At 60.6% G+C, this 13876-nt stretch carries 19 protein-coding genes; 13 read left to right on the forward strand and 6 right to left on the reverse strand.

Going from position 1 to position 13876, the window contains the following annotated elements; all coding sequences use genetic code 11:
- Nucleotides 1-3: 3 nt before the first annotated feature.
- The 6 genes from V5735_RS04490 (at nucleotide 4) to V5735_RS04515 (ending at nucleotide 4801) form a co-directional block, all read left to right on the forward strand.
- Nucleotides 4-960, forward strand: coding sequence for an ABC transporter permease (locus V5735_RS04490; RefSeq protein WP_073096532.1), 957 nt, complete (start codon nucleotides 4-6; stop codon nucleotides 958-960).
- A 3-nt stretch (nucleotides 961-963) separates the two neighbouring features.
- On the forward strand, nucleotides 964-2112 hold the full coding sequence (locus tag V5735_RS04495; RefSeq protein ID WP_423745264.1) for an ABC transporter ATP-binding protein: 1149 nt from the start codon (nucleotides 964-966) through the stop codon (nucleotides 2110-2112).
- The gene (locus tag V5735_RS04500) at nucleotides 2085-3452 is read left to right on the forward strand and encodes an ABC transporter ATP-binding protein (RefSeq protein ID WP_423745265.1); all 1368 of its coding nucleotides are present in this window, start codon (nucleotides 2085-2087) and stop codon (nucleotides 3450-3452) included. Before V5735_RS04495 ends, V5735_RS04500 begins: the two co-directional genes overlap by 28 nt.
- 80 nt (nucleotides 3453-3532) lie before the next feature.
- Entirely contained in the window at nucleotides 3533-4027 is a 495-nt protein-coding gene (locus V5735_RS04505) for a hypothetical protein (protein ID WP_423745266.1), read from the forward strand.
- On the forward strand, nucleotides 4024-4503 hold the full coding sequence (locus V5735_RS04510; RefSeq protein WP_423745267.1) for a hypothetical protein: 480 nt from the start codon (nucleotides 4024-4026) through the stop codon (nucleotides 4501-4503). The genes V5735_RS04505 and V5735_RS04510 overlap by 4 nt, the downstream gene beginning before the upstream one ends.
- Before the next feature lie 40 nt (nucleotides 4504-4543).
- Complete coding sequence (locus V5735_RS04515) at nucleotides 4544-4801, forward strand: hypothetical protein (protein WP_423745268.1); 258 nt, start codon at nucleotides 4544-4546, stop codon at nucleotides 4799-4801.
- On the opposite strand, the gene V5735_RS04520 is transcribed toward V5735_RS04515, so the two are convergent.
- From V5735_RS04520 to V5735_RS04545, 6 genes are all read right to left on the reverse strand, one after another.
- A complete protein-coding gene (locus V5735_RS04520) occupies nucleotides 4798-5010 on the reverse strand; it encodes a hypothetical protein (protein WP_423745269.1) in 213 nt (70 codons plus the stop codon). The genes V5735_RS04515 and V5735_RS04520 overlap by 4 nt on opposite strands.
- 6 nt (nucleotides 5011-5016) lie before the next feature.
- The gene (locus V5735_RS04525; RefSeq protein WP_423745270.1) at nucleotides 5017-5544 is read right to left on the reverse strand and encodes a hypothetical protein; all 528 of its coding nucleotides are present in this window, start codon (nucleotides 5542-5544) and stop codon (nucleotides 5017-5019) included.
- A gap of 7 nt (nucleotides 5545-5551) precedes the next feature.
- Complete coding sequence (locus tag V5735_RS04530; protein ID WP_423745271.1) at nucleotides 5552-5803, reverse strand: hypothetical protein; 252 nt, start codon at nucleotides 5801-5803, stop codon at nucleotides 5552-5554.
- Nucleotides 5804-5847: 44 nt separating this feature from the next.
- Entirely contained in the window at nucleotides 5848-6189 is a 342-nt protein-coding gene (locus V5735_RS04535; protein WP_423745272.1) for a hypothetical protein, read from the reverse strand.
- A gap of 1 nt (nucleotide 6190) precedes the next feature.
- Entirely contained in the window at nucleotides 6191-6757 is a 567-nt protein-coding gene (hpt, locus tag V5735_RS04540; RefSeq protein WP_423745273.1) for a hypoxanthine/guanine phosphoribosyltransferase, read from the reverse strand.
- A gap of 335 nt (nucleotides 6758-7092) precedes the next feature.
- The gene (locus V5735_RS04545) at nucleotides 7093-7497 is read right to left on the reverse strand and encodes a type IV pilin (RefSeq protein ID WP_423745274.1); all 405 of its coding nucleotides are present in this window, start codon (nucleotides 7495-7497) and stop codon (nucleotides 7093-7095) included.
- A gap of 436 nt (nucleotides 7498-7933) precedes the next feature.
- Here V5735_RS04545 and mbhE point away from each other — a divergent pair, with 436 nt between their 5' ends.
- Genes mbhE through mnhG form a run of 7 tightly spaced genes read left to right on the forward strand, consistent with a single transcriptional unit; the run spans nucleotide 7934 to nucleotide 13875 of the window.
- Complete coding sequence (gene mbhE / locus V5735_RS04550; RefSeq protein WP_423745993.1) at nucleotides 7934-10306, forward strand: hydrogen gas-evolving membrane-bound hydrogenase subunit E; 2373 nt, start codon at nucleotides 7934-7936, stop codon at nucleotides 10304-10306.
- Nucleotides 10303-10764 (forward strand): MnhB domain-containing protein, encoded by a 462-nt coding sequence (locus V5735_RS04555; protein ID WP_423745275.1) that lies wholly within the window; start codon nucleotides 10303-10305, stop codon nucleotides 10762-10764. The genes mbhE and V5735_RS04555 overlap by 4 nt, the downstream gene beginning before the upstream one ends.
- Complete coding sequence (locus tag V5735_RS04560) at nucleotides 10761-11117, forward strand: sodium:proton antiporter (protein WP_423745276.1); 357 nt, start codon at nucleotides 10761-10763, stop codon at nucleotides 11115-11117. The genes V5735_RS04555 and V5735_RS04560 overlap by 4 nt, the downstream gene beginning before the upstream one ends.
- Nucleotides 11114-12691 (forward strand): complex I subunit 5 family protein, encoded by a 1578-nt coding sequence (locus tag V5735_RS04565; protein ID WP_423745277.1) that lies wholly within the window; start codon nucleotides 11114-11116, stop codon nucleotides 12689-12691. The genes V5735_RS04560 and V5735_RS04565 overlap by 4 nt, the downstream gene beginning before the upstream one ends.
- Complete coding sequence (locus tag V5735_RS04570; protein ID WP_423745278.1) at nucleotides 12688-13278, forward strand: Na+/H+ antiporter subunit E; 591 nt, start codon at nucleotides 12688-12690, stop codon at nucleotides 13276-13278. The genes V5735_RS04565 and V5735_RS04570 overlap by 4 nt, the downstream gene beginning before the upstream one ends.
- Entirely contained in the window at nucleotides 13268-13555 is a 288-nt protein-coding gene (locus tag V5735_RS04575; protein ID WP_423745279.1) for a monovalent cation/H+ antiporter complex subunit F, read from the forward strand. Before V5735_RS04570 ends, V5735_RS04575 begins: the two co-directional genes overlap by 11 nt.
- Nucleotides 13552-13875, forward strand: coding sequence for a monovalent cation/H(+) antiporter subunit G (gene mnhG / locus V5735_RS04580; protein ID WP_069450252.1), 324 nt, complete (start codon nucleotides 13552-13554; stop codon nucleotides 13873-13875). The genes V5735_RS04575 and mnhG overlap by 4 nt, the downstream gene beginning before the upstream one ends.
- Nucleotide 13876: the final 1 nt, after the last annotated feature.

The raw sequence follows: 13876 nt of genomic DNA on the forward strand, positions 1-13876 counted from the left end.
CGAATGTCAACACAATCCGAAAACGCTTCAGTAACGAACACGCTCAAAGAGCGATGGGAACCGCGGATCGAACGCTTCAAACGAGGATGGAGTCGGTATACCCACCACAAGATGGGGGTTATCGGGCTCTTCATCCTCGTCGTCTACGTTCTCTGGGCGCTGTTTCCGTCGGTGTTCGCACCGCACAATCCCTCTTGGCGTCTCTTCGTCGGAAACGACCCGTCCACCCGCTTGACGCTCCAGCAGAGCCAACAGTTCCCTCATCCACCCGCGTTCGGTGACCCGGGCTTCATCCCGCTTGGGACGAACAGCACCGGTCACGGGGTATTCTCCCTACTGGTGTACGCCGCGAAAGACGCACTCTACATCGGGTTTGCGGCCGGAATCCTCTCCAGTCTCGTCGGCGTTCCGCTCGGACTCATCAGCGGATTTTACGGGAATACGTGGATCGACGAGACCATTCAACGCATCGTGGATGTGATGTACGGAATGCCGTTCCTTCCGTTCCTCATCGTCCTCGTTTCTATCCGCGGCGTCAGCCAGACGAACATCATCCTCGGTATCGCGATCACGTCGTGGCTCAACAACTGCATCCTCATTCGCGGGGAAACCCTGTCGCTCAAGGAACGGGCGTACGTCGAGTCGGCACGAGTCGCGGGTGCGAGCGACACGCGAATCGTGTTCCGGCACATCCTTCCGAACGTTATTCCCCTCGCGTTCGTCTTCCTCGCACAGGACGCGGCGGGCGCGATCATCGCACAGGCCTCGCTCGCGTATCTCGGTCTGGGCGACTTCACGAACAACTCGTGGGGAATAATGATTCAGAATGTCAAATCAAAGGGGTACGTCTTCGACGCACCGTGGTGGCTCATCCCGCCGGGACTGGCGATTACCTCTATCGCGGCGGCGTTCTACTTCATCGGATTCTCGGTGGAGGACCTCGCTAATCCACAGGAGTAAACCATGTCATTACTAGAAGTAAACGATTTGTGTGTTCGCTACGACGCCGGTGACAAGCAAGTTCACGCTGTCGACGGCGTTAGCTTCAGTGTCGAACACGGCGAGACGTACGGTCTCGTCGGCGAATCGGGCTGTGGGAAGACCACGCTGGCGAAGTCGCTGATGCACCTGCTCGACTCGAACGGGTACATCGAAAGCGGCGAGGTGTGGTTCGACGGTACGCTTCCCGAGTGGGAGGACGAACACGGCAACGCACGTCGGGAAATCATCGACGACGACCGGTATCCCGTGCGTGCGGACGGAATGACCGACCTCGCACAACTCGACAACCAACAGATCCGGGATGTGCGCTGGCGAAACATCGCGCTGATTCCACAGAGCGCGATGAACGCGCTCAACCCGGTGTACAAGGTCGGCGATCAGATCGTCGAGGCTATCCTGCGTCACGAACCGGATACCCCACCCGAAAAGGCACACGAACGTGCACGCGACCTCATCGAGCGAGTCGGTATCGACCCCGACCGGGCGGACGACTACGCCCACCAGTACAGTGGTGGGATGAAACAGCGCGCCGTCATCGCCATGGCGATGGCGTGTAACCCGGACATGCTCATCGCGGACGAGCCGACGACGGCGCTCGACGTCATCATCCAAGACCGTATCTTGGAGGAGCTAGAGGAACTCCAAGAGGAGTTCGACGTCGCCATTCTCGTCGTCAGCCACGACGTCAGCGTCATGGCCGAGATTTGCGACAAACTCGCGGTCATGTACGGCGGGAAGATGATGGAGAGCGGCCCGATGCAGGACGTTCTCGTCGATTCGGCGAACCCGTACACGCTCGGGCTGAAGAACTCGTTCCCGACGGTCGAAGAGGTAGACCAAAACCTCATCTCGATTCCCGGGTCGCCGCCGACGCTGCTAGACCCGAGCGACGGGTGTCGGTTCGCACCACGGTGTCCGTTCGTCGTGGACGAGTGTCATACGAGCCACCCGCCGATGTACGACGCCGAGCAGGCCGAAACAGGAAAACGAACCGAGGCGAGTTCGCCGCACACCCACCGGTCAGCGTGCTACCGTGTTGACGAACTCGAAACGATGCGCGCTGAGGCACGCAAGGAGGAAAAATGGCAACAAACGACGCAAACTCACTAGTAGAGATACAGAACGTCTCGAAGTTGTTCGACCTGTCGCAGAGCGCAATCGACCAACTACTCGGACGCGAGGCACAGCCGGTTCGGGCGGTTCAGGACGTCGACCTGACCATCAACAAGGGCGATATCATGGGTATCGCGGGCGAATCCGGATGTGGGAAGACCACGCTCGGGAAGCTGTTGGTCAAACTGTACGAGCCGACGAGCGGGAGGATTCTGTTCGACGGACGCGACATGTCCGAACTGCTCCGTGAGGACCAACAGGAGTTCCGGCAGCGCGTGCAGATGATCTTTCAGGACCCCTTCGAGAGCCTGAACCCACGGATGACGGTGTTCCAGTCGGTCGTCGAGCCGCTCAAGATAAACGACATCGGCGATGGCTACCAAGACCGACGTGAACGGGTCATTCAGGTGCTAAACGACGTTGGTCTGTCCCCCGCCGAGGCGTATCTGAACGAGTTCCCGAAGGAGCTATCGGGCGGTGAGCGCCAACGGGTCGCTATCGCGCGTGCGCTGGTCGTGAACCCCGACTTCATCGTCTGTGACGAGCCCGTCTCGATGCTCGACGTGTCGATTCGCGCGGGCGTGTTGAACCTGATGAAGGAGTTGCAGGACGAGTACGGTCTGACGTACGTGTTCATCAGTCACGACCTCTCGCTGATTCGGTACATGTGTGACCGCACCGCCATCATGTATCTCGGGAATATCGTCGAGCAGGGGCCGACCGACGATGTGGTGAACGACCCGAAACACCCCTACACGGAGGCGCTGTTCGACGCGGTGCCGGAAATCGAACCCGGTGCACAGCGACGGCGGGCGAACGTCACCGGCGAGGTGCCGAATCCGCGGGATCCACCGTCCGGTTGCAAATTCCACCCACGGTGTGCAAACATCATCCCCCCCGAGGACTGGTCGGGAAGTCAGGATGCGTTCCGGCGTGGATTCAACTTCAAACGCCGCGTTCAGACGGGTGATCTCGAAGTCGAAGACATCGCTGAGGGTCACGCGGATCAGCGGTCGGCGGTCGATGCCGTCCTCGAAACCGGCCTCTCGCTCGAACTTCCCGAGGAACATCAAGCCGATGGCGAGCGAATGGGAACGGTAGACGTCGATTCGCTCGACATACCGAGACAGGCAGAAAACGCGCTTCGTTCGGCCACGCGTGACCTCCTCGACGGTAACGAGGAGGACGCAATGGAGCAACTCAACCGGGAATTCAGTTCGATTTGTGAGCGAAGCTCCCCGGAACTTCGCCAGTCTGGAGAGCAGACGACCGCGTGTCACCTCTACGATTCGTCGCCGTCGAACAGAGAGGCGATTGCACCGGACGCCTCGGACTGACGTTCGGAATCTCGTCCCGGCTCTTTTTTGTTAGAAACGGAAAACCTTACGGTAATGACATTCATACCAAGTGCTATCTAATGTCAAATTCAAACGCTCGTTCCGCGCTTCGACCGGAGCGGCCCCTCCTCGTGGCTGCTGTCCTTCTCACCGTCCTCGTTACGGCGTGGTTGTTCGTCCCGACCATGTTAGGACACGTCGCAACGATGAACGTCGGTTCCGTCGACGTAACGACATCGGGGGCGACCGTGACCGACGGTGGGCAGCACCTTACGACGACGCTCACCATTCACAACCCGACACGACGGGATATCGTGTTTTACAGCGGCTTGATACACGTCTACGACGGTGAGACGCAGTTGACGGACGGGACGACGACACCGCTCGGTGAGACGACCGTTCCCGCGAGAGAGACGGTAACGTTACAGGTCGAAATCGATTTGAATCCCGACCGCACTGCACGAGCGAAACGAGCGATACGCTCCGGTTCCGCGACGTTTTCCGGTAACCTCCGCGGGAGAATCGGGGAGAAGGGAATACGCGTTCCGGTCCACACCGGAGGGACGGAACGATGACGGAGACGGAAACGAGCGGGAACACCGAGACGGAAACCAGCGGATGGACGACCGACCGCCGCCACGGAAGCGTCCATTGGCGACGGCTCGCGTTCCTCGGGAAGGGCGTGACCGTCGGTGTCATCGGTGGGATGGCCGCCTTCACGTACAGTTTAGCGGACCTGATGACGGTTTCGATAGACCCCGTGTTCGTCCTCGTTCCGCTCGCCCTTTCGGGCGTGTTCGCTCATCTCGTGGCGTACGATTTGCACGAAAGCATTCGCGTCGGGCTCGTGGGATTCTTCGTCGGGGCAGTTACCTTGGTCGGGTCGTGGGTCGCACCGCTTTGGATTCTACCATACACGTCCGGTGCTCGTGACATCCTGCTTCCGAAACTGACGGGAACCGCCATCGTCGCCGCGATCATCGTCTACGGTGCGGTGTATCTCGGTGCGTATCTCTCCGCGTTGACGGTTGGTGCGTACGTGTCAACGTGAAACCGTGAGGGTTTTGTCCCGTCCATCGGTAGGTGCGTTCGTGTCGAAAGACGTACCAACCCGGGAGCGTTCGGTTCGTGAGCGGGGTACCTTCGCAAAACACGGCGACGACCCGACGCTAGCCAGTTACCTCTCGTCGCTCTTTTTCATCCTTTCCGTTCCGTCGTTCATCGTACTGACGTACGCCGGATACTGGTATGGACTGTACTCCTACGGCGCCATCATCCCGGTGTTTGCGGGGTTACTCGTCGGCTCGATAGCGCTCGTATTTGCAATCATGCACGTTCTCACCCGTTAGAACGTGCTGTTGCGAATCGTCATGTAGAACATGACGACCATCGCGGAGACCAGGAGAACGAACTCCAACCGCGTTGCCGACTGCTGACGTGAGACGACGAACAGGACGAGACTCGCCCCCCCAAGCAGTGCGACGACGAGGAACAACAGCAACGATAGGTTGGCCTCGTCGGACACCCAGTAAAAGAGCCGATTTCCGAGGTCGTCCATGATGGTTCAGAAGCGCAATCCCTCGTAGACGCACTCGACCGGTTCGAGGACGAGTTCGAGGGCGAGCGCGTAGGTCGTCAGCGCGAGTTTCGAGTCGGCGGTGAATTCGGTCTCCGCATCCCGCCATTCGGCGACGCTGGCAGCGAACCTGACGTGTGAATCGTGAATCGTCATGAGCCACTCCGTCGGTAGTTCACCGGGCGTCCCCTTATGCGTCACCCGAAAGAGATATTTGAACGTAGCATCCGTCCGGCCACTGATATCTTCGCCAGCTTGTAGTTCGGGCAGTTGTGGTGTGCCGAACAGCTGGACGAGTCGATACAGCGGAACGCCGATGTTGTCGGTCTCGGCAGCGCCCGGGTCGCCACTGAGGTACGCGACGACGTTTAGATCCTCTCGTTCCCGAACGTTGTCCTCGACGAGTACGTCGCCGTCGTCTCGACGTGCTTCGATTTCGGACCGCGAAACGGGTTCGATGAGGAGGTCTTGGAGGTCCTCGAAGTCGGGGGCGTCAGGATGGTTTCGAATATCCATACGTTCGTTAGTACGCGAAGTAGTGGAATCCACGCCAGCCAGCGTAGCCGACCGCGAAGACGACGATACCGGTCACGATGACGACGAGCGATTCGCTCTGCGTCATCGTATCGTTCATCTGTGGAACCAGTTGGAAATACAGTGACACCCCGAACAGGAGGAAAATGTAGCCGATAACGGCTCCGAGCAGAGCGACGATTATCGACAGTAGCCCAATTGGACCACGCAACGACTTCGGGACGCTAGTCTTCAACGCCATGGTTTGTGCTAATGGGGCACAAGCATAAACGTTCTGCAATGAGTTCACTCGCTTTTATCTCGTTCCCGCTCGCGGGCTTCGAGGTTCGCCATGCTCTCGTCCGAAAGCGGGGACATCCGCTCGTCGAACTCCGCTTCACCGTCGTCGGGTCTCGCCGCCGCCTCCCGCCCCGCGAAGTACGAGTTGAGAAACTCCTCGTGGTGCTCGCGCAGGGTGTATCCCAGCCAGATGAACGCGAGACCGGGAAGTAACCGAAGGACGAACGCGGGCGACGTCACTCCGTACGCCCCCAGCACGACCGACCCGTGGATGGCATCGCCCACCAGCAACGCACCAATCACGAGCGTGGTGGACGAAACCATCGAGAGGAACTGGCGGGAGAACATGTTATCCGTCGCCGTGTTCGTCGACGATGACGACTTCTCCGTCCTGTACGTCCACGTTGATGAGCGTCTTCACCTGGTAGTCGGTGTCGTCCAGCTCGTTCGCGCCCACCTTCTTGATGACGGCACACACGTCCACCACGTCCGCGCCGATGTATTCGAGTGCCTGAGTCACGGCCTTCATCGTTCCGCCCGTGCTGAGCACGTCGTCCAGCAGCAGCACGCGGTCGCCCTCGTCCACGTTGTTGATGAACATCTCGTTCTCCGAGTAGCCCGTCTGCTGGGACAGCGAGACTTCCCCGTCGAGTCCGTACTGACGCTTGCGGATGACCACCAGCGGGATGTCGGTCATCAGCGATACGGCGGTCGAGATGTGAATCCCCATCGCAGCGGGGGTGACGATTTTATCGACGTTCTCCAAGTCCGCCTTGCGGATGATCTTGATGACGATTTCGCGTAGGAGCGTCGGTTCGAGCATCGGAATCCCGTCGCTGATGGGATGGACGAAGTAATGATAGCCGTCTTTCTCGATGATCGGGGCTTCCAAAAGCGACTCCTTCAACTGGTCCATGATGGGGGTATTCAGTCCATCAGTAAAAGATGCCGGAATCGCGCTCGCAACGTCCGACGGGATGGGTGGCAGTTCCTAGCAGTGGCGTATCACGCCCTCAGTCCCGCTCGTTCACTTTCACCCCGGATAAGGCATACAACTTTTACACTGTACCTCCTCCGAAGAAATGCGGGTGGGAGAGACCCGCGACAAATCGATTGCCAACACCCCTACCCCAGCAGGGTTCGATTTGTTTCCATCCTTTTGTGTACTGTGAAATCAGATAATTGTGAGAAAGGCAATTATCTCAGTGACTAAAATGTGTCTTCTGGAAACACAGTTGGCTCAAATAAGGACTAGTTCAGTTCGTACGTAGCAACGACGTTCTCATTTCCGTTGATTTCTGCAACGACTGTGATTTTGTCACCACTCCCGTTACAACCGGTGACAGATGCAACATCTCCGACTTCAGTGAATGGCGAACCGTCGTCACCACAACCACTGGATTTTATCGAGAAATTAGCGGCGTCTTGGACGTTCCCCAACGAGGTCAATTGAACATCGACCTGTGTGTCATTTACCTGGTCGAACGACACACCTGCTTGTGCATTCTTGCTCACGTTGTTCCCCAGACCCATCACGAACGTTCCGATGACGGCCGCCAGAATGACCGTAATGGCGACCATGAGGATGACGCCGATGACGGGACTTACGGCACGTGTTTCGGACAGCTTCGCGCTGATTTTTTCTTTGAGTGTCATGTTTTGGTTTCTCCTTCGACGCGCGGTCGCACCGTCCGAACGCAATTCGGCATATACGTATTCCGATAGTTGGATGCAAATGTCTGATACAGGATAGTTACGGACCTGATTTCTATTTGCTTTTTTCGGGCGGCATGCGCGTTATAAGACGCTTTGCTACTCTTACCTAATAAAGATATGGCTGTATATGTCCATTCAAAAGATGATGATAGTTCTCGTAAAATTGAATGTATGTCGAAAAATAACGACCGAGAAATATATTCCTAAATGGCACTTTTCGATTTGGGAGAGATAACGATATCGACTCACATCGAACGCGACGAGGGGATACCCGCAAGGACCACACGCTTTGAGAACTGTTAAGGTAGGTCCATCGCCAATTCCGAGTGTGCAATCACCATCGAACCCGACAGCCGTCGTTGTGCTTGCGCTGGTGATGCTTCCCTTCGCGGCGGCGGTGGTGACCCCACTCGTCTACCGCGTCCTCCGCGAGCGGACCGCCTACTACGCGGCGGCGGTCGCGCTCGCGTGTTTCGGGATGGTCGCAAGCCAACTCGGCACGAGCGGCTCGGTTTCCTTCCAGTGGATTCCCTCGCTCGGGGTCTCGTTGCAGTTTTACGTGGACGGTCTCTCCTTGCTCATCGGCTTCCTCGCCAGTGGAGTCGGCGTGCTCATCCTCACCTACTCCGGTGGGTACATGCACGGCGAACCGGGCAAGGCGAAATACTACACCGCGCTGCTGGCCTTCATGGGGTCGATGCTGGGGGTGGCGTTCTCGGCCGACCTCATCTCGCTGTTCGTGTTCTGGGAACTGACGAGCCTGTCGTCGTTCATCCTCATCGGTCACTACACCGACCGACGGTCGTCACAGTACGCCGCCCGAAAGTCCATGCTCATCACGGTGTCCGGTGGGCTGTTCATGCTCATCGGGTTCATTCTCATCAACAAGGTGACTGGTACCTTTGCGATGTTCGGGCCCGGCGGAATCCTCACGGACGCCGCCAGCGTGAACGCGCAACTTCACGCGGCGGGGCTGTTCGTTCCCGCGCTCGCGCTCATCGCCGTCGGCGCGGCGGCGAAATCGGCACAGGTCCCGCTTCACATCTGGTTACCGAACGCGATGGAAGCGCCGACGCCGGTTTCGGCGTTCCTCCACTCCGCGACGATGGTCAAGGCGGGCGTCTACCTCGTCGGGCGATTCCGGCCGTTGTTCCTTCCCGAGGGAGTACACGTCATCCCCGACTGGATGTTGCTGTTCGCGGTGCTCGGCTTGGTGACAATGACGATTACGGCCATCCTCGCCGTCGCGGCGACGGACATCAAGGAACTGCTGGCCTACTCGACGGCGAGCCACCTCGGCCTCATCGTTGCCGGATTCGGGTTCGCCTCCGAGTACGGTGCCGAGACGGGCGCGTTCCACATCCTGAACCACGCGATGTTCAAGGCCGCGCTGTTCCTCGTCGCGGGTATCATCGCGCACGAGGCCGGAACGCGGAAGATAAAGCATCTCGGCGGGTTGTGGCGCGACTTACCTATCACGGCGGCCATCACCGTCGTCGCGGCTCTCGGGATGGCCGGGGTACCGCCGTTCAACGGCTTCTACTCGAAGGAGTTCCTCTTCGAGTCGGCCTACCACGCGGCCGAAATCCACGGCGGACTCGCGTGGCTGTTCCCCGTCGTCGCCGTCTTCGGGAGCATCTTCACCTTCCTCTACTCGATTCGGTTCCTGATGCTCTTCTTCGGCGAGAAACCGAAGGGATTAGGTCACGTGCATCGGCCGCCGCTGACCATGTTGGTTCCGCCCGCAATCCTCGGGACCATCGCGGCGCTCATCGGACTCGGCGGCGTGACGGACACGTTCGGCATCGCGCCGACCGCACTCAACCACTTCGTCGGGAGGGTCGTCGAAAGCACCCTTCCGCCCGCGGCACACGCCGAGGCCGCCGAAGCGGTCCACTTCAGCTACCACCTGCCGACGTCGGTCACACCAGCCGCGACCATGAGTGCGATAACCATCGCCGTGGGACTCGTCGCGTATCAGTACTACGACGACCTCCACCGGGGCATCAACCGCCTGCTCACGGTCAATCCCCTTCGCGCGAACTGGTGGTACGACAACGCGGTGTACGGCCTGAACGACGCGAGCGTCGAGACGATTCCGCACGTCCAGACCGGCCTGCTTCGAACCTACGCAACGTGGTCGCTGGCGGCGGTGACGCTCCTCGCCCTCGGTGGGTACGCGGCGGCGGGCGTCGCCCTCCCGAGTTTCGGATTCGCGGCGGGTATGACGCCCTCGCTCGCGCTCGTCCTCGGGGTAGCCGTCGTCGGCGCGTTCGCGGTCAGCATCGCCCCGTCCCACATCTCGGGCGTGCTCACGCTCTCGATTCTCGGGTTCATGGTGGCGATATTTTACATCCTCGCCGACGCGCCGGACCTCGCGCTCACGCAGTTGGTCGTCGAGACGCTGACGCTCGTCATCTTCCTGCTCGTCTTGGATCGGCTACCGACGTTCTACGGCGAGATAAAACGCAGTCGCGCCCTTCGGGACGGCGTCCTCTCGCTGGCGGTCGGAACGACGGTGTTCGTCACGGTGTTGGTTACGACGGTAGCGAACCCCGCCAACTCCATCGCACAGACCTTCCTCGATTACGGCGTGACGGTGGAGGAGGCGGGCGGTCACAACATCGTCAACGTCATTCTGGTGGACTTCCGTGGCTTCGATACGATGGGCGAGATATCCGTCGTCGCGATGGCCGCGCTCTCGGTGTTGACGCTAATCGCCATGCGGGAACGAGGTGAAACCCAATGACGACGAGAATCACGCGGACGGTTACACGCACCGTCGTCCCGCTCATCTTCCTCACGTCGGTCGCGTTGATGTTGCAGGGACACAATCACCCCGGCGGCGGATTCATCGCGGGGGTTCTGACGACGACGGCGTTCGCCCTCATCTACATCGTCTACGGGTTGGACTTCCTCGAAGAGGAGATATTCCACCGACTCGTCCGCGGGCCGATAGAACACCTCCAACACGGCATCGTCGAGAACTACCGGACCCTGTTCGCGTTCGGGTTGGCGCTTGCCGCCGGAAGCGGTCTGGTTGCGATGGCCTTCGGTGACGCCTTCATGAACCAGACGTACGAGGTGTTCCACTTCCCGATTTACACGGAGTTCGAGGTGGCGAGCGCGGTGGCCTTCGACACGGGGGTCTACTTCGTCGTCGTTGGCTCGCTCCTGACGATCCTCTCGGTGGTGGGTTCGGAATGAACGAAGCGACGAACCCCCAGTTGGTACTCGCGATAGTCCTCGGGGTGTTGTTCTCCCTCGGGACGTTCCTCGTCCTCCGACGGGACGTAATCCGCGTCATCTGGGGTGTGACCATCATCAGTCAGGCCGCCAACGTCTATCTGGTGACGATGGGCAAACTCGGCGGGAGCGTCCCCATCTTCGGCCACGGGAGCCACGGCGGCGGTCACATCACCGATCCGGTCGTGCAGGCGCTCGTCCTGACGGCCATCGTCATCGGGTTCGGGACGACGGCGTTTTCGCTCGTCCTGACGTATCGCGTCTATCAAGAACACGGCACCATCGACCTCAACGAATTGGGTGATTCCACATGAATCAACTCGTCATCGAACCGCTGCTCGTCCCGCTCGTGACGGCGATTCTGACGCTCGTCGTCCGGCGGTATTCGACCGTTCAACGCGGCGTTAGCGTCCTCGGAAGCGCGGCGTACGTCGCCGTCGTCGCGTTGCTCTGGACCGACGTAGACCCCTTGGGCGCGGCGCGGACCATCCCGTATCAAGTCGGTAACTGGCCCGCACCGTTCGGCATCACGCTCGTCGCCGACCCGCTCTCGGTGTTCATGCTCGGACTCGCCGCCATCGTCTCGTTCGCCGCGCTGGTCTTCTCGGTGCAGTACGTGGACGAGTTCGGTCAGCGACTGTCCTACCACCCGCTGTATCACTTCATGTTGGTCGGCGTGAGCGGCGCGTTCCTCACGGGCGACATCTTCAACCTCTTCGTCTGGTTCGAGGTGATGCTCATGTCGAGCTACGTCCTCGTGGTGTTCTACAGCGGGCCACAGCACACCCGCGCGGCGCTCCAGTACGTCGTCCTCAACCTCATCGGGAGCGCGGTCATGCTCCTGGCCATCGGCGGCATCTACTCGACGACGGGGACGCTCAACATGGCCGACTTGGCACACCGACTCGCCAACCCGGCGGCGAACAGCATCACCCCGCTTCCCGTGTTGGGCCTGTCGGCGCTCCTGTTCACGGTCTTCGCGCTGAAGTCCGGGCTGGCACCGTTCCAGTTCTGGGTGCCCCCGGCGTACAGCGCCGCACCCGCGCCGGTGTCCGCGATGCTCGCTGGCGTCGTGAAGAAGGTCGGAATCTACGCCATCATCAGGCTGTACTTCACCGTCTTCTCGTGGCTGTCGATTCCGGATGGACTGGGCCTGCCCGGTCTGTCCGGGACGTCCGCGTTGGGCTTTTTCGGCCCCGTCATGTTCATCATGGCGACGGCGAGCATCCTGCTCGGCGGCCTCGGCGCGGTCGGACGCGACGACATCGACGGCTTGCTCGCCTACTCCAGCATCGGACAGGTCGGGTTCATCGTCCTGCCGCTCGCAATCGGCGCGACCGCGGGAAGCGAGGGGATACAGATTCTCGCGGTCACGGCGGCCCTCATCTACTCGCTGAACCACGCACTGGCGAAGGGCCTGTTGTTCCTCGCCTCGGGGTCGGTGTTCTCGTCGGTCGGTTCGACGCGCTTTGCCGACCTCGGTGGCTTGACCCGCAAGGAACCGGTCCTGTCGGCCGTGTTCTTCGTCGGGGCGCTTTCGCTCATCGGGATACCGCCCCTCTCGGGCTTCTTCGGGAAGTTCCTCGTCTTCCGTACCGCGGGTGACGCGGGCGCGTCCGTCGCGCTCGCCATCGCGCTGCTCGGCGCGATTCTCACCATCGCGTACTTCTCGCGGGCGTGGAACCGCGGCTTCTGGGGTGCGGTGAGTCCGATGGTCGAGAACGGCGGCGCGCCGACCGGCGTGGTCGTCCTCGCCGGACTCGCGGCCCTCGTCCTGCTCGTCGGCATCGGGTTCGACCCGGTGTATCGGGCGGCGGAGGCGGCGGCCGGTGCCGCGATTCACAGACAGGAGTACATCCAAGCGGTGCTCGGAGGTGGGGCCGCATGAAGAAGTGGCCCGTCATCGGCGTCGTCCTCGCGGTCCTCTGGCTGTTCGTTCGCGGGGTCGCGCTCGACCCGACGCGAATCGTCGGCGAGTTCCTCATCGGACTCGCCTTCGGGATGCTCATCGCGTTCATGTTCCGGCGGTTTTACACCCTGGACATGAACCTCACTCGAACCGTGCAGGCGCTCCCCTACGCCGGGTTGTACGTCGTCGTGTTCATCAAGGACCTCATCCTGGCGAACATCGACGTCGCCTACCGCGTCCTGCTGCCGAGCATGCCCATCGAACCGGGCGTCGTGGTCGTGCCGCTCCGCGTGCAGACGGACGGGGCGATTACGACCATCGCAAACAGCATCACCCTCACGCCGGGGACGATAACAATGGATTACGACGAGGAGACGAACGCGCTCTACGTACACAGCATCGACGCCACGGATACAGACGGCATCGTCGACCCGATTCGAACGTGGGAGGATTACGCCCTCGTCATCTTCGACGAGGAGGGGAAACCCGGCGACCCGGTTCCGGACCTCCCGATGGCCCACGCGAGCGGCGAACCGACCGAAGGGGGTGTCAAGCGTGGCAACTGACCCCGAGATATTCACCCTCGCCGTGCAGGTCGGCCTCGTCATCGCGAGCGGCCTAACCCTGCTCGCGGGCTACCGCGTCATCAAGGGACCGACGGTTCCCGACCGAGTGGTCGCGCTCGATACCATCGGAACGAACGTCGTCGCCATCGCGGCCCTGTACGCGCTCCAAACCGGCGAAGGGTTGTTCGTCACGGTGAGCCTCGTCCTCGCCATCATCGGATTCATCAGCACCATCGCGGTCTCGCAGTACGTCATCGAAGGAGATATCGTCAAATGAACCTCGTTCAGGAAATCCTCATCACGCTGCTCATCGCCGTCGGGTGTTTCTTCCTCGTGGTCGGCACGGTCGGCCTCATCAGGCTCCCCGACGTGTACAACCGGATGCACGCGACCAGCAAGGCGACGACGCTCGGCTCAGCCTCGCTGTTGCTCGCCGGGTTCGTCTACTACGGCCCGGAAGGGGCCGGGCTCACCTCGCTGGTCGGCATCATCTTCCTGTTCCTCACCGCGCCGACCGGCGCGCACATGATCTCGCGCTCCGCCCAGAAGATGGGCATCGAGTTCTTCGGCGACGCCGAATGGCCCGGCGACGAGTAGT

The sequence above is a fragment of the Haladaptatus sp. SPP-AMP-3 genome, from assembly GCF_049568665.1.
In the GTDB taxonomy this organism is placed as follows: domain Archaea; phylum Halobacteriota; class Halobacteria; order Halobacteriales; family Haladaptataceae; genus Haladaptatus; species Haladaptatus paucihalophilus.